Source organism: Amycolatopsis thermophila (assembly GCF_030814215.1).
GTDB classification, from domain to species: domain Bacteria; phylum Actinomycetota; class Actinomycetes; order Mycobacteriales; family Pseudonocardiaceae; genus Amycolatopsis_E; species Amycolatopsis_E thermophila.
Genome location: NZ_JAUSUT010000001.1, coordinates 1,203,195 through 1,223,702, shown reverse-complemented (window position 1 = coordinate 1,223,702; position 20,508 = coordinate 1,203,195). Strand labels below are relative to the sequence as shown.

At 74.2% G+C, this 20,508-nt stretch carries 18 protein-coding genes; 11 read left to right on the top strand and 7 right to left on the bottom strand.

What is annotated here, in order from left to right; all coding sequences use genetic code 11:
* Nucleotides 1-82 precede the first annotated feature (82 nt).
* The gene (locus FB470_RS06020; RefSeq protein WP_306989395.1) at nucleotides 83-1,204 is read right to left on the bottom strand and encodes a DNA glycosylase AlkZ-like family protein; all 1,122 of its coding nucleotides are present in this window, start codon (nucleotides 1,202-1,204) and stop codon (nucleotides 83-85) included.
* Nucleotides 1,204-1,596 carry a DUF3224 domain-containing protein gene (locus tag FB470_RS06015; RefSeq protein WP_306989393.1) on the bottom strand — a complete coding sequence of 131 codons (393 nt, stop codon included), beginning with the start codon at nucleotides 1,594-1,596 and terminating at the stop codon, nucleotides 1,204-1,206. Before FB470_RS06015 ends, FB470_RS06020 begins: the two co-directional genes overlap by 1 nt.
* Nucleotides 1,597-1,657: 61 nt before the next feature.
* Here FB470_RS06015 and FB470_RS06010 point away from each other — a divergent pair, with 61 nt between their 5' ends.
* Both FB470_RS06010 and FB470_RS06005 read left to right on the top strand, forming a co-directional pair.
* A complete protein-coding gene (locus FB470_RS06010; RefSeq protein WP_306989391.1) occupies nucleotides 1,658-2,623 on the top strand; it encodes a helix-turn-helix transcriptional regulator in 966 nt (321 codons plus the stop codon).
* Complete coding sequence (locus FB470_RS06005; RefSeq protein ID WP_306989389.1) at nucleotides 2,616-3,422, top strand: uroporphyrinogen-III synthase; 807 nt, start codon at nucleotides 2,616-2,618, stop codon at nucleotides 3,420-3,422. The genes FB470_RS06010 and FB470_RS06005 overlap by 8 nt, the downstream gene beginning before the upstream one ends.
* 26 nt (nucleotides 3,423-3,448) lie before the next feature.
* Here FB470_RS06005 and FB470_RS06000 read toward each other — a convergent pair whose 3' ends face one another.
* Nucleotides 3,449-3,736 (bottom strand): MGMT family protein, encoded by a 288-nt coding sequence (locus FB470_RS06000; protein WP_306989388.1) that lies wholly within the window; start codon nucleotides 3,734-3,736, stop codon nucleotides 3,449-3,451.
* A gap of 59 nt (nucleotides 3,737-3,795) precedes the next feature.
* Between FB470_RS06000 and FB470_RS05995 the strand changes: the two genes are divergently transcribed.
* The 4 genes from FB470_RS05995 (at nucleotide 3,796) to FB470_RS05980 (ending at nucleotide 12,630) form a co-directional block, all read left to right on the top strand.
* Complete coding sequence (locus FB470_RS05995) at nucleotides 3,796-7,011, top strand: ATP-dependent helicase (protein WP_306989386.1); 3,216 nt, start codon at nucleotides 3,796-3,798, stop codon at nucleotides 7,009-7,011.
* An 808-nt stretch (nucleotides 7,012-7,819) separates the two neighbouring features.
* Nucleotides 7,820-11,056, top strand: a complete 3,237-nt coding sequence (locus FB470_RS05990) for an ATP-dependent helicase (RefSeq protein WP_306989384.1) — start codon at nucleotides 7,820-7,822, stop codon at nucleotides 11,054-11,056.
* A gap of 70 nt (nucleotides 11,057-11,126) precedes the next feature.
* A complete protein-coding gene (locus FB470_RS05985; RefSeq protein WP_306999078.1) occupies nucleotides 11,127-12,128 on the top strand; it encodes a potassium channel family protein in 1,002 nt (333 codons plus the stop codon).
* 52 nt (nucleotides 12,129-12,180) lie between these two features.
* On the top strand, nucleotides 12,181-12,630 hold the full coding sequence (locus FB470_RS05980) for a hypothetical protein (RefSeq protein ID WP_306989383.1): 450 nt from the start codon (nucleotides 12,181-12,183) through the stop codon (nucleotides 12,628-12,630).
* A gap of 82 nt (nucleotides 12,631-12,712) precedes the next feature.
* Here the strand turns inward: FB470_RS05980 and FB470_RS05975 are convergent, their stop codons facing one another.
* On the bottom strand, nucleotides 12,713-13,585 hold the full coding sequence (locus FB470_RS05975) for a neutral zinc metallopeptidase (protein WP_306999076.1): 873 nt from the start codon (nucleotides 13,583-13,585) through the stop codon (nucleotides 12,713-12,715).
* Nucleotides 13,586-13,826: 241 nt separating this feature from the next.
* Here FB470_RS05975 and FB470_RS05970 point away from each other — a divergent pair, with 241 nt between their 5' ends.
* Genes FB470_RS05970 through FB470_RS05950 form a run of 5 tightly spaced genes read left to right on the top strand, consistent with a single transcriptional unit; the run spans nucleotide 13,827 to nucleotide 18,903 of the window.
* Complete coding sequence (locus tag FB470_RS05970; protein ID WP_306989381.1) at nucleotides 13,827-14,888, top strand: hypothetical protein; 1,062 nt, start codon at nucleotides 13,827-13,829, stop codon at nucleotides 14,886-14,888.
* Nucleotides 14,885-15,517, top strand: coding sequence for a DUF4129 domain-containing protein (locus tag FB470_RS05965; protein ID WP_370876447.1), 633 nt, complete (start codon nucleotides 14,885-14,887; stop codon nucleotides 15,515-15,517). The genes FB470_RS05970 and FB470_RS05965 overlap by 4 nt, the downstream gene beginning before the upstream one ends.
* Nucleotides 15,514-16,632, top strand: a complete 1,119-nt coding sequence (locus FB470_RS05960) for a DUF4350 domain-containing protein (RefSeq protein WP_306989379.1) — start codon at nucleotides 15,514-15,516, stop codon at nucleotides 16,630-16,632. Before FB470_RS05965 ends, FB470_RS05960 begins: the two co-directional genes overlap by 4 nt.
* A complete protein-coding gene (locus FB470_RS05955) occupies nucleotides 16,629-17,597 on the top strand; it encodes an AAA family ATPase (RefSeq protein ID WP_306989378.1) in 969 nt (322 codons plus the stop codon). Before FB470_RS05960 ends, FB470_RS05955 begins: the two co-directional genes overlap by 4 nt.
* Before the next feature lies 1 nt (nucleotide 17,598).
* On the top strand, nucleotides 17,599-18,903 hold the full coding sequence (locus FB470_RS05950) for a DUF58 domain-containing protein (protein WP_306989376.1): 1,305 nt from the start codon (nucleotides 17,599-17,601) through the stop codon (nucleotides 18,901-18,903).
* A 51-nt stretch (nucleotides 18,904-18,954) separates the two neighbouring features.
* On the opposite strand, the gene FB470_RS05945 is transcribed toward FB470_RS05950, so the two are convergent.
* The 3 genes from FB470_RS05945 to FB470_RS05935 are packed head-to-tail and all read right to left on the bottom strand — an operon-like array spanning nucleotide 18,955 to nucleotide 20,492.
* Nucleotides 18,955-19,248 carry a hypothetical protein gene (locus tag FB470_RS05945; RefSeq protein ID WP_306989375.1) on the bottom strand — a complete coding sequence of 98 codons (294 nt, stop codon included), beginning with the start codon at nucleotides 19,246-19,248 and terminating at the stop codon, nucleotides 18,955-18,957.
* Entirely contained in the window at nucleotides 19,229-19,441 is a 213-nt protein-coding gene (locus FB470_RS05940; RefSeq protein WP_306989374.1) for a hypothetical protein, read from the bottom strand. The genes FB470_RS05945 and FB470_RS05940 overlap by 20 nt, the downstream gene beginning before the upstream one ends.
* 46 nt (nucleotides 19,442-19,487) lie before the next feature.
* On the bottom strand, nucleotides 19,488-20,492 hold the full coding sequence (locus tag FB470_RS05935; protein WP_306989373.1) for a stage II sporulation protein M: 1,005 nt from the start codon (nucleotides 20,490-20,492) through the stop codon (nucleotides 19,488-19,490).
* Nucleotides 20,493-20,508: the final 16 nt, after the last annotated feature.

The window sequence follows — 20,508 nt, the reverse complement described above, 5'->3', positions numbered from 1 at the left end:
CCGCGGGAAGCAGCCGCCGGCCGACACCCTCCTCGAGGGTTTCCACCACCACGGCTCCGGGGACGCGCCCGGTTGTCCGGACTCAGTTCCAGGTCACCCGGAGATCCAGGAACCCGCGCGTCTTCGCGACGCGCTCGGCTTCCTCCTCGGCGGCCGTCCGCGTCGCCGGTGGGAGCGGGTCGAAGGCGGTGATCGTGAAGTCGAGCCGCTTGCGCCCGCTGCCCTTCGACCGCCAGACGCCGGCCACTTCGCCGTCCGCGAGCAGCGCCCCGGGGTTGCCCAGGATCCGCCAGACCTCCTTCTGCCGCGCCCGGTCCGGCACGAGGACGTTCCGGTCCCGCGACTGCAGGAACGGATCCCACGGCGGCAGCAACCGCACGACGGCCGGCTCCGGCGGGTTCTCCAGCGCGGCCACCTCGGCCCCGGGCAGCCAGGCCTTCCGGCCGGCCACCCGCACCTCGACGAGATCCTCCGGCCACATCTGCCGGACCAGGGTCGCCGTCGTGCCGACGAAACCGGCCGCCTCCTTCGGCGTCGCCGGGCCGTGCAGGCGCAGGTAGTCGCGCACGACGGCCGTCGCGGCGGCCGGATCCGGTGTGGTGCGCATCCGGCCGCGACCGGGGAGCGGCGCGAGTGTCGCGGGCTGCGCCCCGGCCTCCAGCCGCACCCCGCCGTGGATCGCCGCCAGCCGCATGACCTGCTCCAGGATGTGCGTGGCCTGGCAGCCCCGGCACCAGTACGACAGGCCGTCCGGGATGATCTTCGTGACCGCTTCGCTCGCCGCGCCCTTGGTCATCACACCGGTGACCACCTTCCGCAGCGCCCTGGCCGCGGTGAACAGGCCCTCGAGCGCGCCCATCCCGGCCGCCTCGACCTGCTTGCGCTGCCAGCCCATCCGCGCCATCGCGTCCTCCTCGCCGAGCGGGACCAGCGCCGCGGTGACCCGGGCGATCTCGCCGGCGCGGTGGAAGTGCGGCGCCCCGCGGTGCGTCCACGCCAGCACGAACCGCGAATCGTCCACAACGGACTCTTCCGTGATCGCGCCGGGCAGCCGCGCCGCGAGGGAGATCGCCGCGGTGTCGCGCTGCGTGCTCTGCAGACCGAGGTCGAACACGCTCAGCTCGCCCGGGTCGGACCGGTCGCGGTGCAGGCCCTGCGCCGCGATCCGGTGGGCGAGCACCTGCTCGCGGTCGACGTCGAGCATCAGAACCGGTGGTCGAAGGTGTAGTCCACGGTTTCGCTCGCTCCTCCGATCGTGCCCGTGCCGGTCAGCCCGGCCAGTTCCCCGGTGCCCGAGCCCTCGACGACGGTGAACGTGCCCTGGATGCCGTTCGCACCGTAGGACACGTCGTGCCGGATCACGAAGCTGCCCTTCCGGCCGTCCACGCTGCCCTCGATCCGCTCGAACCCGGGCGCGGTCTGCGTGCTGCCGGTGTAGCCCTCGCCCGGGTAGTACAGCAGGTAGTCGCAGGCCGACTCGCCCTCGATCAGCCCCGAGTAGGTGAACGTGGCGTGCGCGTGGGCGTACCGGGGGCCGTCCTCGGGGCCGCTCACGACCTTCTCGTCCCAGCTGCGCATGGTGAAAGTGTTCGTCATGAGCCCAGTATGCGAACCATGACTGACATCTTCTGTCAGGTTTTCGGGAAATACTGGACCCGTGCGTGCGAGCAGGTTGCTGTCGGTGCTGTTGCTGTTGCAGAGCCGCGGCCGGATGACCGCCGAGGAGCTGGCGGAGGAGCTCGAGGTGTCGGTGCGGACCGTGTACCGGGACATCGACTCGCTCTCGGCGGCCGGTGTCCCGGTCTACGCGGAGCGGGGCCGGTCAGGCGGGTACCGGCTGCTCGACGGCTACCGCACCCGGCTGACCGGCCTGACCGGTGAGGAGGCCCAGTCGCTGCCGCTGGCCGGGCTGCCGGACGCGGCCGCCGAGCTGGGCCTGGGCACCGTGCTGACCGCCGCCCAGCTCAAGCTCTACGCGGCGCTGCCGGACGAGCTGCGCAGCCGCGCGGGCAAGGTCGCCGAGCGGTTCGTGCTCGACGTTCCCGGCTGGTTCCGCGGTATCGAAAGCCTGCCACGGCTGGCCGAGGTGGCGCAGGCGGTCTGGGACGCGCGGCGGGTTTCCGTCCGGTACCGGCGGTGGGACGGCAGTGAGACGAACCGGGTCCTGGAGCCACTGGGGCTGATCCTCAAGGCCGGGAACTGGTACCTTGCCGCTCACTGCGACGGTGCGACCCGGACCTACCGGGTGTCCCGGATACTCGCGCTCGAGCCCGGCGGTGCGTTCGAGCGCCCGGCGGGGTTCGACCTCACCGCGTACTGGCGGGAGTGGTCGGAGCAGTTCGAGCGGCGGATGTACCCGCGGGTCGCTGTGGTCAGGCTTTCCCCGCTGGGCCGGGACCTCGTACCGTTCTACCTGGGAGCGGTGGGCGCCCGCGCCCTGCGGGAGTGCCCGGACGTTCCCGACGACGACGGGTGGTTGCGCGTGGAGTTACCGGTGGAGCCCGGCGCGCCGGCGCTGGGCGAGCTGCTGCGGTTCGGGCCCGAGCTGCAGGTGCTCGAACCCGCTGAGCTGCGTGACCAGGTGGCCGCGGCGGTGGGCCGGATGGGGGCGTTCTATGGGTGACCTGAGCGGGGTCACCATCGGGGTGACGGCGGAACGCCGGGCCGGGGAGTTCATCGGCGCGCTGGAACGCAACGGGGCCACCGTGCGGCACGCGCCGCTGATCCACATCGTGCCGCTCCCGGACGACGCCCGGTTGCGCGCGGCCACCGAAGAGGTCCTCGCCGAGCCGCTGGACGTCCTCGCCGTCACCACCGGCGCCGGTTTCCGCGGGTGGATCGAGGCCGCCGAGGGCTGGGGCCTGCGGGACGACCTGCTGGCGTCCCTGACCCGGGCGCGGGTGTTCGTCCGCGGGCCGAAGGGCACGGGCGCCGTGCGCGGCGTGGGGCTCACCGAGGAGTGGGCCGCGCCCGAGGAGAGCAACCGGCAGCTGTTCGGCCACGTGCTGGACGCCGGCGTGAGCGGTGCGCGCCTGGCCGTTCAGCTGCACGGCTCGCCGCTGCCCGAGTACATCGCACCGCTGCGCGAGGCCGGTGCCCGGGTGATCGAGGTGCAGCCGTACCGGTGGGAGTGGCCCGCCGACCTGGCGCCGGCGCACTCCCTGCTGGACGGCGTGCTGGAGGGCCGGGTGCACGCGCTGGCGTTCACGAGCGCCCCGGCCAGCGCGAACATGCTGGAGCTGGCCCGCTCGCGCGGCACCTACGATTCGTTGGTGCAGGCCCTGCGGGGGGACGTGGTGTGCGCCTGCGTGGGCCCGGTGACGGCGGCGCCGTTCACCGAGGCGGGCGTGCCGACGCTGCAACCGGAGCGGCAACGGCTCGGTGCGCTGGTGAAACTGCTGGTCACGGAGCTGGGTTCGTAGCGGGCGGTCCTCGGCCGGAGGGCCCGCTACGGGCGCCAGCGGTAGGTCTTCAGGTTCACCTTCTGGCCGTCGGCGAGCACTCCTTCGGCCCGGAGCAGCTCCAGCTGGCGGTGCACCAGGTGCGGCGCGGGCGTTCCGTTGGCGCGCAGGATCCGGTGCCACGGCAGGTCCGCGCCGTCCTCGGACAGGATCCGGCCGATCATCCGGGGCGAGGGGGCCCCGGCGATCGCCGCGATGTCACCGTACGTGGCGACCTTCCCCGGCGGCACCGTGGCGACCACCTCGCGCACCCGCTCGTGCAGCTCCTCGTCCACGTGACCAAGTTACCGCCAACGTGTGCCGGTCCCCGGTTCTGTCGGCGGGGCGTGGTTCCATGCCAGACGTGAGCGGAGAGGGCACCCGGTCCCGGACGGGCGCGCGGCTGGTTCGGCTGCCCGCCGGCCGGCCGCGCCCGGAACACTGGGACGACGACGTGCGGGCGGTGCTGGAGGCGCCGCGCGGGTTCGTCCGGGTCCTCGGCGGGCCGGGCACCGGCAAGACGACGCTGATCACCAGCGCCGCCGCGCACCGCATCGCGGGTGGCGTCGATCCGGAGCGCCTGCTGGTGCTCACCGCGTCGCGCCGCGCCGCGAACGCCCTGCGCGCGGACATCACGCGCCGCGTCACCGCGCACGCCGCCGACGGGGCGCCGCGCACGATCCGTGAGCCGATCGTGCGAACGGTCCACTCGTACGCGTTCTCGTTGCTGCGGTTGCAGGCCGGGTTGCAGGACCTGCCCGCGCCGCGGCTGCTGTCCAGCCCGGAGCAGGACGTGGTGGTCCGCGAGCTGCTGGCCGGCGACCTCGCCCATGGCGCGGAGAACTGGCCCGAGCAGCTCCGGCCAGCGCTGGCCGTGCCGGGCTTCGCCGAGGAGCTGCGAGACCTGCTGCTGCGCGCCGCCGAACGCGGTCTGGGCCCGGAGGACCTGGTCAAACTCGGCAGGCGCAAGGACCGTCCGGAGTGGGTGGCGGCCGGCGCGTTCTGGCGGCAGTACGAAGAGGTCACGGTCCTGCAGGGCGCGGGCGGCAACGCGCTGGGCGCGCCCGGTTCGCCCGCGCTGGACGCGGCCGAGCTGGTCGCGAGCGCGCTGGTCGAGCTGGAGGGCGACCCGGACCTGCTGGCCCGCGAGCAGGCGCGCATCCGGCACGTGTTCGTCGACGACGCCCAGCACCTGGACCACCTGCAGTTCCGCCTGCTGCGGCTGCTCGGCACCGCGGCCGCGGACTTCGTCGTGACCGGCGACCCCGACCAGGCGATCTTCTCCTTCCGCGGCGCCGACCCGAACCTGCTGTCCCGGGCCGACTCCGACGGCGGCCGCACGATCACGCTCACCCGCACCCACCGGCTGAGCCTGGCCGTGCACGAGGCGGTGACGAAGCTCGGCGCGACGCTGCCGGGGGCGAACCGGCACCGCGCGATCGCCGTCGACCCGGGGACCGAGCCGGGCGAGGTGAAGGTCCGGCTGCTGCCGACTCCGTCGGCGGAGGCGAGCTGGGTCGCCGACCAGCTGCGCCGCGCGCACCTCATCGACGGGGTGCCGTGGTCGGAGATGGCCGTGCTGGTGCGCTCGCCGGGGCGGTCGTTCCCGGTGCTGCAGCGGGCGTTGCGCGCGGCGGGAGTGCCGATCGCGTCGGCGCTCGAGGAGCTGCCGCTGGCCCGCCAGCCCGCGGTGCGGCCGTTGCTGGCGGTGCTGCGCGTGGCCGCCGATCCGGAGGTGCTCGACGCCGACCTCGCCGAGATGCTGCTGGCGTCCCCGCTCGGCGGTGCGGACCCGCTGGCGCTGCGCCGGATGCGACGGGGTCTGCGGCGGCTGGAGCTCGCCGGTGGCGGTGAGCGGTCCAGTGACGAGCTGCTCGTGGAAGTGTTGCGGGACAACGACAAGCTTGCTGGACTGGCGGAGGCCGAGGCGGCGCCGATCCGGCGGGTCGGCGGGCTGATCGCGATCGCGCGCGCCGCGATCGAGCGGGGCGCGGGTGTCGAGCAGGTGCTGTGGGACGTGTGGAAGGAAAGCGGCCTGCAGAAGCGGTGGGTGCGGCTTTCGGCGCGCGGCGGGACGCTGGGTGCGCAGGCCGACCGTGATCTGGACGCGGTGGTCGCCCTGTTCCACGCGGCCGGGAACTACGTGGACCGGTTGCCGAAGGCGGGTGTCGCGGCGTTCGCGGACTACCTCTCGTCGCAGAACATCGCGGGCGACAGCCTCGCGCCGGTCGCGCAGCGCGGGGACGGCGTGTCGCTGCTGACCGCGCACGGCGCGGCGGGTCGCGAGTGGACGGTCGTGGCCGTGGCGAACGTGCAGGAGGGCAGCTGGCCGGATCTGCGGCTGCGCGGTTCGCTGCTCGGCGTCGAGCGGCTGGTGGACCTGCTGTCCGGTGTGGAGGAGGAGACGGTGTCGGCGACGGCGCCGATCCTGGCCGAGGAGCGGCGGTTGTTCTACGTCGCGTTGGGCCGGGCGAAGCGGACGTTGCTGGTGAGTGCCGTGATCGGGGAGGACGAGCAGCCGTCCCGCTTCGTCGACGACCTGGAGCGCAACGCCGCCGACGAGTCCGGTGTGGACTCGCGGGTCAAGCCGCCGGGGCGGTCGCTCGTGCTGGCCGAGCTGGTGGGGGATCTGCGCCGGGCGGTGTGCGATCCGGAGGTGTCGCCGTCGCGGCGGGCGCGGGCCGCGCGGCAGCTGGCGCGGCTGGCGCGGGCGGGTGTACCGGGGGCGCATCCGGATTCGTGGTACGGCATCGTCGACGCGTCGACGGACGAGCCGCTGTACGGCGAGGGCGACGTCGTGCGGATCTCGCCGTCCACTGTGGATACCCTGAAGAAGTGTCCGTTGCGGTGGCTGATCGAGCGTCACGGGGGCAGTGACCCGGCCCAGCTGGCGGCGATCACCGGCACGCTGGTGCACGAGCTGGCGCAGGCCGCGGCGTCCGGTGCGGACGACGAGGGGTTGCGCCGGGCGCTGGACGACGCCTGGGCGAAGGTGGACGCCGGCGCGCCGTGGTTCTCGCGGCGGGAGCGCCGTCGCGTCGAGCAGATGGTGCGGAACTTCCTGACGTGGCTGTCGGTGTCGCGAGCGGAGTTGCAGCAGATCGGGATCGAACAGGACATCGAGGTCGAGCTGCCGGTCGGGTCCGACGGGCTGCTGGTGAAGCTGCGCGGCCGCGTGGACCGGCTCGAACACGACGGCGAGGGCCGGCCGGTGATCGTCGACCTGAAGACCGGGAAGACCGCGGTGAGCGCGGCGGATGCCGAGGTGAACCCGCAGCTGGCGGCGTACCAGCTGTCGGTGCTGCTGGGGGCGTTCGGTTCGGGGCGTCGGCCCGGGGGCGCGAAGCTGGTGTACCTGGCGAAGTCGCACAACAAGACCGGCGCGACCGTGCGGGAGCAGCCCGCACTGGACGACGAGAGCGGCCGCGAGTGGCTGGAGCTGGTGCGGAAGGTCGCCGCATCAGCGACGGGACCCGGCTACGAGGCGACCGAGAACCCCGACTGCGACCGCTGCCCGGCCCGGGGATCCTGCCCGCTGCGCCCCGAAGGGCGGCAGGTGACGGGGCCGTGAGCCGGGGATTGGGCGTTCTGGTGCGCGGCGCGGGTGGGCCGGTGGTCCGCGTGCGCGGGCCGGTGGTGGACGCGCCGGTGGCCCGAAGCAGTACACATCCAGGCCGACCTCGCAGCTCAGCCAGCTGCTCGACCTGCGCCGCGGACAGGAACCTCCGCGCGATTGGGTCGATTGCAAGTCGCGTCCTGGTGATTGGCGGCGCGATGGCTGGTCCGTTGGCGAGTTCGCGAGTGGTTCCTTCGCCCGCGCCCGAACGGCCCACTCGCGTGGCGGCGGCTGGCGACGGCACGAAGGCCCCAGCGGTGCGTGCGCGGATGGACCGTTCGCGCGGCGGCGAGTGGACCAGTCGTGCGCTGGCGGCTCGCTTGGGCGTGGTTGGTCCCGAGACAAGGGCGCGAGTTGTCCGTTCGTGCAGGGGCGAGCGGGCCATTCACGCGGAGGCAACCCCTGAGCGCACGACCGGCCCAACCATGACCGCGTCAAAGGTCCATCGGCTCCGCCCGTGCCGGTGCCGGTGCCTGCACCGCCCGTGTCCGTGCCTGCACCCGAGCCCCTCAAACAGCTCAAGCACCTCACATCCGACGTGCACCTCCTGCACCTCAGGTGCGGGCACGTCCTTCACCTCCGAAACCTCAAGCGCCTCACGCACCTGTTGCGCCTCGGAATCCTCAAGCACCTTCAACCCGAGCTGCACCTCGAGCCCCCATCACACCTCGAGCCCCCAGCACACCTCGAGCCCCCGCAGCACCTCAAGCGCCCACAGCACCTCCAGCATCACGAACACCCAGCACCGCCCCGGAGCCACCCGATGACCCCCGTAGCCAGTCCCGCCGAGGTGGCCCACGCGCTGGGCCTCCACCCGCCCACCCCGGAGCAGGCGGCGGTCATCGCGGCGCCGATCGAGCCCGCGCTCGTCGTCGCGGGGGCGGGGGCCGGCAAGACCGAGACCATGGCCGCCCGCGTCGTCTACCTCGTCGCCAACGGGTTCGTCACCCCGGAGCGCGTCCTGGGCCTCACGTTCACCCGCAAGGCCGCCCGCCAGCTCGCCGACCGCGTCCGGGCCCGGCTGCGCCGCCTGGCCGGCACGGACCTCCTCGACCGCCTCGACCCGGGGGGCTCCCGCCGCGCGGCGCTCCTCGCCGGCGAACCCACCGTCCTCACCTACCACGCCTACGCCGGCCGCCTCCTCGCCGAACACGGCCTCCGCCTCCCGGTGCAGCCCGGCGTCCGCCTGCTGTCGGAAACCTCGTCCTGGCAGCTCGCCCACCGTGTGGTGTCCACTTGGGACGCCGACCTGGACACCGACCGGGTCCCGGCCTCGGTCACCGCCCAGCTCCTCGCCCTCACCGGCGAGCTCGGCGAGCACCTGGTCACCGAAGCCGAACTCGCCGACTACACCCGCCGGCTCTGCGACCTCATCGAACGCGCCCCCCGCGCCAAGGGCCAGCGCGCCGCGATGCCGAAAAGCCTCTCCGACATCATCGCGGCGCAACAGTTCCGCCTCGCCCTCGTCCCGCTCATCGAGGAGTACCAGCGCCGCAAACGGGCCGAGGGCGCCCTCGACTTCGCCGACCAGATGTCCCTCGCCGCGACGCTGGCCGCCGGCCACCCGCAAGTCGCGGAAGGCGAACGCGCCCGCTACGGCGCCGTCCTCCTCGACGAGTACCAGGACACCGGCCACGCCCAGCGAATCCTCCTGCGCGCCCTCTTCGGCGGCGTCGACAACGAACCCCTGCCGGTCACCGCCGTCGGCGACCCCGCCCAGGCCATCTACGGCTGGCGCGGCGCGAGCGCGGCCAACCTGCCCCGCTTCACCACCGACTTCCCCCGCAAGGACGGCGGGCAGCTCGCACCCGCCCGCCAGTACGGCCTCCTCACCAGCTTCCGCAACCCGGCCGAAGTCCTCGTGCTCGCCAACGGCATCGCCGAACCCCTGCGAGCACGCGGCCTCGGCGTCGAACGGCTCCGCGCCCGCGACAACGCCGACCCCGCCGACATCGAGGTCGCCCTCCTGCCGGACATCCGCACCGAACGCGAATGGGTCGCCGACGCCGTCGCGCAACGGTGGTTCGCCCACCAGGCCGAGCACGGCGCCCCGCCCACCGCCGCGGTGCTGGTCCGCCGCCGCGCCGACATGGCCCCGATCGCCGCCGAGCTGCGCGCCCGCGGCCTGCCGGTCGAGGTCGTCGGCCTCGGCGGGCTCCTCGACGAACCCGAGGTGGCCGACCTCGTCGCGACCCTCCGCGTCCTCGCCGACCCGCTGGCCGGCACGGCCGCCGCGCGCCTGCTCACCGGCGCCCGCTGGCGCATCGCCGCCGCCGACCTCGCCGCGCTGTGGCGCCGCGCCGGCGAAATCTCCGCGCCGCCGCCCACCGAAGAGTCCGGAATGGACGACCTGTTCGCCGAACGCGCCGAGCAGACCGGCCTCATCGACGCCCTCGACGACCCGGGCGATCCCAGGCGCTACTCGCCCGAGGGCTACCGCCGCATCCGCGAACTCGGCCACGAGCTGGCCGCCCTGCGACGCCGGCTCGACCAGTCCCTGCCCGAGCTGGTCGCCGACGTCGAACGGACCATGCTGCTCGACGTCGAGGCCCAGGCCCGCCCCGGCAGCGCCCGCCGCGCCCACTTGGACGCCTTCGCCGACGTGGTCACCGACTTCGCGGAGACCTCGCCGACCGCCACACTCATGTCCTTCGTGGACTACCTCGCGACCGCCGCGCACGCCGAGGACGGGCTCACGCCCGGCGAGGTCGAGGTGGTCCCGGACCGCGTGCAGGTGCTCACCGTGCACTCCGCGAAGGGCCTGGAATGGGAGGTCGTCGCCGTGCCGCACCTGGCGCGCGAGGTCTTCCCCAACAAGCGCCGCTCGTCCTCCTGGCTGCGCACGGTCACGAGCCTGCCCGCCGCCCTGCGCGGCGACTCCGAGGACCTGCCGAAGCTGCGCGTGTCCGACGGCATGGACCGCAAGGAGGTCATCGAGGCCTTCGAGATCCACGAGCAGGACTTCGCCGAGCGCGAGGCCGACGAGGAACGCCGCCTCTGCTACGTCGCGCTCACCCGCTCCGAGCGCGCCCTCATCGTCTCCGGGCACTGGTGGAACGAGACGAGCGCCCGGCCCAAGGGCCCGTCGGACTTCCTGCTGGAGGTCGGCGCGCTCGTCGAGGACGGCGTCGGCAAGATCGCCACCTGGGCCGAGGAACCCCCAGCCGACGAGGAGAACCCGCTGGTCAGCCAGGCCAGGTCGGCGCAGTGGCCCACCGATCCGCTGGGTGGGCGCCGGGACGCGGTGGCCGAGGGCGCCGACCTGGTCCGCACCGCGCTCGCCGAGGGCGAGGTGGACGAGGACGAGGAGGACGACGAGGACGGCTGGATCGCCGACACCGACGTCCTGCTCGCCGAGTACGCGAAGCGGTCCGGCACGGCCGAGCAGGTCACGCTGCCCGACCACCTGTCGGTGAGCCAGCTCGTCGAGCTCGCCGCCGACCCGGGCGGGCTCGCCCGCCGCCTGCGCCGCCCGCTTCCGGTGCCGCCCAACACCTTCGCCCGGCGCGGCACCGCCTTCCACGGCTGGCTGGAGCGCCGCTTCGCCGGTGACCGCCTGTTCGACCTCGACGAACTGCCCGGCGCCGCCGACCCGGACGAGGCCGGCGACGACGCGCTCGAGGCGCTGCAGGCGGCGTTCGACCGCAGCGCCTGGGCCCTGCGCACCCCGCACGAGGTGGAGGTGCCGTTCTCCACGGAGGTCGACGGGGTCACCGTGCGCGGGCGGATGGACGCCGTGTTCGCCGATCCGGACGGCGGCTGGACCGTCGTGGACTGGAAGACCGGCGCGGTGCCCGAGGAGGGCCGGATGGGCGCCCTCGCGGTGCAGCTCGCCGCGTACCGGCTGGCCTGGGCGTCGCTGTCCGGAACGCCGCTGGAGAAGGTGCGCGCCGCCTTCCACTACGTCCGCCACGACCACACGGTGCGCCCGGTGGACCTGCTCGACGCGGACGGCCTGCGCGAACTGCTCCGCAGCGTCCCTCACCCTGGCGACGGGTGAAGTGATCGCTTACGATCCGCGGGTGCGAGTCAGGGACCAGCCGGACCATTCGCTCGTCGGCGTCGTCCGGATGCCCGAGTCGACGATCAGCCCGATCCGGTCCATCGGCAGACGCGTCCTGTGGGCCCTGATCGCGCTCGTCGCCGCGGTGTTCATCGTCTACCTCGGCCGGGACGGCTACCGTGACGTCAACGAGGACGGGCTGTCGCTGCTGGACGCCTTCTACTACGCGACGGTGTCCCTGTCGACGACGGGCTACGGCGACATCACCCCGGTCAGCGCCTCCGCCCGGCTGATCAACGTCCTGGTGATCACGCCGCTGCGGGTGCTGTTCCTCATCGTCCTGGTCGGCACCACGCTCGAGGTGCTGACCGAACGGTCACGGCAGGCGTTCCGGATTCAGAAGTGGAGGACCAGGGTGCGGGACCACGTGGTGGTCGTCGGGTTCGGCACGAAGGGCCGGGCCGCGGTCAAGACCCTGCTCGGGGACGAGGCGATCGAACCGAACAAGATCGTCGTGGTGGACACCTCGCAGCAGGCGCTGGACGCGGCCGCCGCGCTGGGCCTGGTCACCGTGCACGGCTCGGCCACCCGGTCGGACGTGCTGCGCGTGGCGGCGGTGCAGCGGGCCCGCGCGGTCGTGGTGGCCGCGGACCGGGACGACTCGGCGGTGCTGGCCACCCTCACCGCGCGTGAGCTGGCTCCGAAGGCGCACATCGTGGTGTCGGTGCGCGAGGCGGAGAACGTCCACCTGCTCAAGCAGTCCGGCGCCAACCAGGTGGTGGTGTCGAGCGAGACGGCGGGACGGCTGCTGGGCATGGCGACCTCCACACCCGTGGTCGTCGACATGTTCGAGGACCTGCTGACCCCGGAGTCCGGGCTGGCCATCGCGGAGCGCCCGGCGGAGAAGTCCGAGGAGGGCGGCTCGCCGCGGCACCTGCCGGACATCGTGCTCGGCGTGGTCCGCGACGGGCAGCTGTTCCGGGTCGACTCGCCCGCCGTGGACGCCATCGAACCGGGCGATCGGCTGCTCTATGTGCGGAAAGTGACTCCTGCAGACCAGGTTGAGTGATAGATCTCGGCTGCCCGGCGACGGCTGTGCTTCGCCGGGACCTTCTGGAAGCATGGGGATCGTGCTGCGCTGGAACACGCTCGCCGTCGCCGTGCTCGTCGGCATCGCCATCGTGACCGCCGTGTGGTGGGCGGGTCCGGGCGTGCTGGGCACCGCGGCCGCGGCGCAGGGCACGGTCGCGCAGGCCACGGTCACCAAGGGCGCCGAGTGCTCGGCGCCGGACCCGCAGGAGACGGTCGAGATCACCCTCGGCGGCCAGGCGCGCACCGGTGTCCTCGACGCGTGCGGGCACGACGCGAACGACCGGGTGGACGTCACGGTGCCGGCCTCGGCCGGGGACGGTGACGTGCAGGTCCACCTGGCCGACGTCGTCACCGGTCACGACGACCTGCGCCGCCCGGTCGGCCTCGCGCTGCTGGCGTTGAGCTGCCTCGGCGGCGGCACCTACGCGTTCCTCGTCCACCGCGGCCCGCGACGCGACCACGCGGCGACCGCGAGCTGACTTCCGGGTCCGGTGGGGTGGCGCCGCCTCGGCGGCGGATCCGGTGACCGGAAGCGGCCGCCGTCCCGGCGCGCGGTGAAGCTCAGCTGACCGCGGAGGCCGGCGCGGCGAAGGTGTTGCACTGCGCGATCCGGTTGAACTGGGCACCGGTGCGCCACCACTGCGCGTAGTGCGCGTTGGTGCCGTGGTCCTGGCTGCCCGAGGTGTTGTCGCCGCGGGTGTCCTGGTCGCGCCAGGCCTTGGAGTACATGTCGCGGGTCACCGAGCCGCCGCGGTCGACCACCGCGCCGAGGAACATCCCGGAGAAGCACTGCGCCTGCAGTTCCTTGCGGCGGGACAGCTCCAGCCCGGCCGGGGTGTTCTGGCCGACGGCGTAGATCTGCTGCCACACCGCGTCCATGATCCCGGCCACCTCCTGCACGTGGTGGCCGTACTCGTGCGCGAACAACGCCAGGTAGACGCCCGGGTTGCGGCCGTACTGGTCGGTCTGCAGGCCCTGGAAGGGCACGTACAGGTTGTCGTCGCAGTAGTAGGCCGCGGTCGCCACGCTCACCGCGATCGTGCCGCAGGCGGTGGTGAACGCGGTGCCCTGCGGGAAGTGCAGTGCCGGGGGCTCGAACGGCAGGTTGTAGCGCCTCAGGAAGGGGCCCCAGGCCTCGTCGAGGCACCGGCCGGCGGCCCGGAAGAACTGCTCGAAGGACGCCTGGTCGGTCAGTTCGGGCAGGTCGCAGGCGAAGTTCTGCAGCCCGTCGTCCGGGTTCTGCAGCATCGGGTGGTTCGCCAGCTCGAGGATCTTCTCGCCGTCCGGCGACGAGGTCGCCGCGCCCGCCGCGTTGCCGCCGCTGACCGCCGTCGACGCGGGCGCGGCCACCGTGGGGGACGGCGAGTCCGATCCGCCGCGGACCGTGACGAACACGACGAGCCCGGCCAGCAGCACCGCGACGGTGCTGAGCACGAACGCGGTGACCGGGCGTGTGGAACGGCTCTGCGCCCGGTGCCGCGCGGCCGGACGGGGCGGCGGCAACGGCTCCCGGGGGCGCTGCGGCGGAGGCGTCATCGGCCGTCAGCATAGTCAGCGCCCGAACCGGACGGGGGAGATCACGACTCGGCGGCGGCCGCGTGGCACCCGTGGCCGGTGCCGGACGGCTCTGCGAGAGTGGGCGGCGGAACGACCCGCATGCGAGTGGAGAAGACGGATGAGCGACACCGGCGGCTGGGCAGGTCCGGACCCCGAGGACCGGCCCGACGACGCGACACCCCCCGCCGGGAACCCCCTGCCGCCGCCCGAACCCGGGCGGCAGCAGCAGCCGGAGCCTCCGAACCCCGGCGGGCAGTACCCCGCGCCGCCGCCCGGGCAGCCCTACCAGCAGTACGGCTGGGGACCGCGGCCCGGCTACGGCAAGCCCGGCGTGATCCCGCTGCGCCCGCTGTCGGTGGGGGAGATCCTCGACGGCGCGATCACGACCATGCGGCGCCACCCGGCCCTGGTGTTCGGCTCGTCGGCGGTCGTCGCGGTGATCGGGGCCGTGCTGCAGCTGCTGGCCAGCAAGTACCTGCTGCCGGACGTCGAGGCGCTGCGGAACCTCGGGCCGGCCGCGACCGACCAGGAGATCCAGGACGCGGCGCTGAGCGCCCTCGGCGACAGCGCGCTGATCATCGGCGTCGGTGGCATCATCACGCTGCTCACCCAGACCTTCCTGTCCGGGTTCCTGACCGTGGTCATCGGCAAGGCCGTGCTGGGCAGGCCCGTCACGTTCGCCGAGGCCATGGCCGAGGCGCGGCCGCGGTTCCTGCCGCTGCTCGGCGCGACCATCGTGTACGGGCTGATGGTGACGGCGGGCTCGATCCTGTGCCTGATCCCCGGCATCTGGCTCTACACCCTGTTCGGTCTCACCACGCCCGCCCTGGTGCTGGAGCGCGCGAAGGTCGGGCAGGCGCTGACGCGCTCGCGTGAGCTGGTGTCCGGTTCGTGGTGGCGCTGCTTCGCCATCCTCCTGCTGGCCGGGGTCATCGGCACCGTGCTGTCGTACCTGGTCGACATCCCCTTCAGCCTGGCGGCGGGTGGCACCGGCGTGCTGACCGGTGAGGCCGTCCCGGTCGGGTGGGGCGGTCTGCTGCTCGTCGCGCTGGGGCAGGTGATCGCGACCACGATCGTCGCACCGTTCACCGCCAACACGACGGCCCTGCTCTACATCGACCAGCGCATGCGCAAGGAGGGCATGGACATCCAGCTGGCGCGGGCGGCGGGTACGGCTTGATCGCCGTCCTCGCCGGGGTCCCGGTCGACATCGACGCGGACGACGCGCGCCGCGCCGCGGAGGCCGAGCTGTCCGACCCGGTCTACGCGGCGGCCCGGCCGGGCTGGTTCGACCGGGTGATCGGGTGGATCGCGCAGCGCATCGCGGACCTGTTCGCCGCGGTGACGGGCGTCGTGCCGGGTGGCGGGCTCGGGGTGCTGATCCTGCTCGCGGTCGTCGTGCTGGTGGTCGTGGTGGTGCGGCTGCGGGTCGGCCGCGTGGCGCGGTCCGCGCGACGGCCGGGTGAGGTGTTCGCGGACCGGTCGCGGACCTCCCGCGACTACCGCGACGCGGCCGAGCGTGCCTTCGCCGCCGGGGACCTGGGCGCGGCGGTGCGCGACCGGTTCCGCGCCGTGGTCCGCACGCTCGAGGAGCGCGGTGTGCTCGACGAACGCGCGGGACGCACGGCCGACGAGGCCGCGCACGAGGCGGGCGTCCGGCTGCCGTCCGTGCGGGACGCGCTGCGGCAGGGCGCCGGGCTGTTCGACGCCGTGCACTACGGGGGACGGCCGGCCACCGGGGACGGTTACCGGCGGCTCGCCGAACTCGACGAGCTCGTCCGGCGCGCGCGTCCCGGGGTGCCGGCGTGACGAGCGTTTCCCCGGACACGCGCCGCATCTGGCGGGCCGCGCGTGCTCCGCTGGTGATCGTGCTGATCGTGCTGATCGGCGCGGTGGTCGTGGTGTTGAGTTCGGCCGGGCAGCGGCACGGTTCGCTGGACCCGGAAGCCGCGGCCCCGGCCGGGTCGCGGGCGCTGGCGCGGCTGCTCGAACGCGAGGGCGTCCGCGTCGTCCCGGCGCGCAGCTACGCCGAAGCCGAGGCCGCCGTGAGCGCGGACGCGACGCTGCTGGTGACCGCCCCGGACCTGGTCGAACCCGCCCGCCTCGCGGCCCTGCGATCGCGCGCCGCCGACGCGGTGCTGGTCGCTCCCGGTGACGCGGCGCTCGACGTGCTGGAGCCCGGCGTCGTCGTCGGCGCGCTGGTCCCGGCGACGGCACGGGACCCGGGGTGCACCGTCGCCGGCGCCGTCGCGGCCGGGAAGGTCGTGATCGGCGGGCTCACCTACGCCGCGCACAGCCGGGCGCGCGGCTGTTACGACGGCACCATGCTGCAGCTGCCCGGCGGCGCGGGCACCACGACGCTCCTCGGCAGCGGCGACCCGATGACCAACGACCGCCTCGACGATGCGGGCAACGCGGCGCTGACCATGCGGTTGCTCGGCCGCAACGCCACCCTCGTCTGGTACGTGCCGTCGCCGGGCGACACCGGCGCGGGCATGGAGCAGCGGTCCCCGTTCGACCTGTTGCCGCGGGCCTGGGTCTTCGGGGCGATCCAGCTCGCCGTCGCCGCGGTGCTGTTCGGGTTGTGGCGCGCCCGGCGGCTCGGGCCGGTCGTGGCGGAACCGTTGCCGGTCGCCGTGCGCGCCGCCGAAACCACCGAAGGCCGGGCCCGGCTCTACCGTCGGGCGGGTGCGGCCGACCACGCCGCGGCTACGCTGCGGCAGGCGGTGATCGACCGGGCACGGCCGCTGCTGGGCCTCGGCGCGGGCGCCGAACCGGCGGCGGTGGTCGCCGCGATCGCGGCGCGCACCGGACGGCCGGACGCCGTGGTCGGGGCACTTCTGTACGGTCCCGCGCCGGGGGACGACGCGGGTCTGGTCCGGCTCGCCGACGAGCTGGACCGCATCGAGAGGGAGATCAGTTGAGCGGCACGGACAACACCTCGGCCGCGCGGGACGCGCTGATCGCGTTGCGCGCCGAGGTCGGCAAGGCGGTCGTCGGCAACGACGCCACGGTCACCGGGCTCATCATCGCGCTGCTGTGCCGCGGCCACGTGCTCGTCGAGGGCGTGCCGGGTGTCGCCAAGACCCTGCTGGTGCGGGCGCTGGCGACGGCACTGGACCTGGGGACCTCGCGGATCCAGTTCACCCCCGACCTGATGCCCGGCGACGTCACCGGCTCCCTCGTCTACGACGCCCGCTCCGGCGAGTTCTCCTTCCGCGAGGGGCCGGTGTTCACGAACCTGCTGCTCGCCGACGAGATCAACCGCACCCCGCCGAAGACGCAGTCCGCGCTGCTGGAGGCGATGGAGGAGCGGCAGGTGTCGGTCGACGGGCGGCCACGGGCGCTGCCGGACCCGTTCATCGTGATCGCCACCCAGAACCCGGTCGAGTACGAGGGCACCTACCCGCTGCCCGAGGCGCAGCTCGACCGGTTCCTGTTCAAGCTCACCGTGCCACTGCCCAGCCGCGAGGACGAGCTGGGCGTGCTGGCCCGGCACGCCCAGGGGTTCGACCCGCGAGACCTGCCGGCCGCCGGGGTGCGGCCGGTCGCCGGGGCGGAGCAGCTGGCGGCCGCGCGGGCGGCGGTCGCCGGGGTGACGGTCGGGCCGGAGGTGCTCGGTTACATCGTCGACCTGTGCCGCGCGACGCGGACGATGCCCGCGGTGCGGCTGGGCGTCTCCCCGCGTGGGGCGACGGCGTTGCTGGCCGCGACCCGGGCGTGGGCGTGGTTGTCCGGCCGCGGGTTCGCCACCCCGGACGACGTGAAGGCGCTCGCGCGCCCGGCGTTGCGGCACCGGCTGGACCTGCGGCCGGAAGCCGAGCTGGAGGGCGCGACCGCGGACGGCGTCGTCGACCGCGTGCTGGCCACCGTTCCCGTTCCGCGCTGACATGGCGATCACCGGCCGGGCCGGCCTGCTGGCGGTCGTGGGCGTGGTCGTGGTGGCGCTCGGGGTGCCGTCGTGGACCGGGGTGCTGGCGGTGCTCGGCGTGATCGTGCTCGGGGTCGCGGTGGACCTGCTGTTCGCGGCGTCCGTGTCGGCCCTGCGGTTCGCGCGGTCCGGGGCGACGGCGGCGCGGCTGGGCGAGACGGCCGAGGTGACGCTGTCGGTGACCAACCCCGGATCGCGGCCGTTGCGCGGAACGCTGCGCGACGCCTGGCCGCCGAGCGCCGGTGTGGCGCGGGACCGGTTCCGGATCTCGGTGCCGGCGGGGGAAACGCGGCCGGTCGTGGTGCGGTTGTCCCCGGTGCGCCGGGGCGACCGGTCGTCGGCCGTGGTGACGGTGCGGGCGCTGGGGCCGCTCGGGCTGGCGGGACGGCAGGGGTCGCACCGGGTGCCGTGGAGCGTGCGGGTGCTGCCGCCGTTCCACGCGCGCAAGCACCTGCCGTCGCGGCTGGCGCGGCTGCAGCAGCTGGACGGCCGTCAGGCGGCGCGCGTGCGGGGCTCCGGGACGGAGTTCGACTCGCTGCGCGAGTACGTCATCGGCGACGACGTGCGCTCGATCGACTGGCGGGCCACGGCCCGGGCTGCGGACGTGATGGTACGGACCTGGCGCCCGGAGCGGGACCGGCACGTGCTGCTGGTGCTGGACACGGGCCGCACGGCCGCGGGGCGGGTCGGCGCGGCGCTCGGGGGCGTCGGTGGCGTGCCGCGTCTGGACGCGGCGATGGATGCGGCGTTGCTGCTCGCGGTGCTGGCGTCCCAGGCGGGCGACCGGGTCGACTTCCTGGCGTACGACCGCCAGGTCCGCGCCGAGGTGACCGGTGGCCGGCTGACGGCGCTGGTGAACGCGATGGCTCCCCTGGAGGCGAGCCTCCTGGAGACCGACGCGCGCGGCATGGTGGCCGAAGTGCTGCGCCGCACCCGGCGGCGGTCGCTGGTGGTGCTGCTGACGGGCCTGGACGCGGCACCGCTGGAGGAGGGACTGATGCCGGTGCTGCCGTCCGTGGTGGGACGGCACCAGCTGCTGGTGGCCGGCGTGGCCGACCCCCGGATCGCCGAAATGGCCTCCGCCCGGGGCGACGCCGAAGCGGTCTACGACGCGGCCGCCGCGGAACGCACACTGGCCGAACGGCGCCACGTCACCGGCCTGCTGGCGCGGCACGGCGTCTCGGTGGTGGACGCCGTGCCGGACGAGCTCGCGCCCGCCCTGGCGGACCGCTACCTGGCGCTGAAGGCCGCCGGCCGCCTGTAACGCACCGGCGGCGGGTTTCGCCGGCGGTGCGTCCGCGCGGGGCCCCGAACGTCAGTCCGTCGCGATCACCATGAACAGCCGCGTGCTCAGCCGCTGCATCAGCTCGCCGCTCACCTCGCCCACCTGCCGCGTGAGCGACTCCTTCGGAACGTGGTCCAGCCACGTGTACCGGATCCACCCGCCGGTCCCGGTGGCCACGCTCAGCGGCACCGCGTGCTCGATGACCTCCATCGTCACCACGTGCTCGTCGTCGATGTCGTTCAGCATGTTGCCCGAGAAGACCAGCACCCGGCGCGCCCCGCCGGACACCGCCCAGATCTGGCCCCTACGCGGCCGAAGAGCCACGGGCACGCCATTCGTCCGCGGCGGCGCGCACCTGGTCGGGGTGCTCGGCGTTCCACCGCGCCTGCTGCTCGCACAGCTGCCGGTACGCCTCCCGCTCGACCGCCGCCACGATCCACTCGTGCACGGACTGCCCTGCTTCCTCGGCACGGGCCCTGACCTGCGCGTACGTGTCGGCGGAGAGTTCGAGTCGCATGCCCCCACCCTAAAACCGCCCACCGACGATTCCGGGCAGCGGCGTGTCAGCCGGCCTCCGGGAGCAGGTCACCGGCGTGGCGGGCGTCCGCGTCCCCGGTGACCCCGGCCCGCGCGGCCCGCCGGCCGAACACGAACACGTACCCCAGGAACAGCACCTCGGCGGCCACCCCGATCGCGACGCGCCCCCACGTCGGCAGCCCGGACGGCGTCACGAACGCCTCGATCACCCCGGACACGAGCAGCACGCACGCCAGCCCCAGCGCGATCCCGGCCGCCGACCGCCCCTCCCGCGCCAGCGCCGCCGACCGCGACCGCCGGCCGGGCTGGACGACCGTCCACCCCAGACGCAGACCGGTGCCCGCCGCGACGAACACCGCCGTCAGTTCGAGCAGCCCGTGCGGCGCGATCAGCCCGAAGAACACGTCCAGCCGCCCCGCCGCGGCCATCAGCCCGGCCGAGATCGCGACGTTGAGGGCGTTCTGCCACAACGCGATCAGCACCGGGATCCCCAGCAGCACCCCGAAGAACAGGCACGTCGCGGCCACCCAGGCGTTGTTCGTCCACACCTGGGCGGCGAACGAACCCGCGGGGTTGCTGGAGTAGTAGGTCTCGAACCGCCCGCCCGGTTCGGTGAGCGCGCGGACCGCGTCGGGCGCGGCGATGCTCGCCTGCACCTGGGGATCGGTGGCGATCCACACCCCCAGCAGCCCGCTCACCACGATCGTGACGAGCGCGGTCGGCACCCACCACCGGGCGGTGCGGTAGACCGCGGCGGGGAACCGCTGCGCGAAGAACAGGCCGATCTCGCGCCACGCCGGCGTGTGCGACCCGGTCACCGCCGACCGCGCGCGCGTGACCAGCGACGACAACCAGGACAGCAGCGCCGGGTCGGGCGCCGACGAGCGCACGACCGACAGGTGCGTGGCCGCGCGCTGGTAGAGCCGGACCAGCTCGTCGGCCTCCGGCCCGGTCAGCCTGCGCGCGGCGAGCAGGTGGTCCAGCCGGGCCCATTCGGCGCGGTGGGCCGCCACGAACAGGTCCACGTCCACGGGGGCAGATTACAGT

Bases quoted from the DNA above. Each gene is read 5' to 3' on its own strand.
- FB470_RS05995 (WP_306989386.1), top strand. From the start codon at position 3,796: ATGCCAGACGTGAGCGGAGAGGGCACCCGGTCCCGGACGGGCGCGCGG.
- FB470_RS06005 (WP_306989389.1), top strand. From the start codon at position 2,616: ATGGGTGACCTGAGCGGGGTCACCATCGGGGTGACGGCGGAACGCCGG.
- FB470_RS06015 (WP_306989393.1), bottom strand. From the start codon at position 1,596: ATGACGAACACTTTCACCATGCGCAGCTGGGACGAGAAGGTCGTGAGC.
- FB470_RS05985 (WP_306999078.1), top strand. From the start codon at position 11,127: ATGCCCGAGTCGACGATCAGCCCGATCCGGTCCATCGGCAGACGCGTC.
- FB470_RS05980 (WP_306989383.1), top strand. From the start codon at position 12,181: ATGGGGATCGTGCTGCGCTGGAACACGCTCGCCGTCGCCGTGCTCGTC.
- FB470_RS06020 (WP_306989395.1), bottom strand. From the start codon at position 1,204: ATGCTCGACGTCGACCGCGAGCAGGTGCTCGCCCACCGGATCGCGGCG.
- FB470_RS05950 (WP_306989376.1), top strand. From the start codon at position 17,599: ATGGCGATCACCGGCCGGGCCGGCCTGCTGGCGGTCGTGGGCGTGGTC.
- FB470_RS05940 (WP_306989374.1), bottom strand. From the start codon at position 19,441: ATGCGACTCGAACTCTCCGCCGACACGTACGCGCAGGTCAGGGCCCGT.
- FB470_RS05990 (WP_306989384.1), top strand. From the start codon at position 7,820: ATGACCCCCGTAGCCAGTCCCGCCGAGGTGGCCCACGCGCTGGGCCTC.
- FB470_RS05970 (WP_306989381.1), top strand. From the start codon at position 13,827: ATGAGCGACACCGGCGGCTGGGCAGGTCCGGACCCCGAGGACCGGCCC.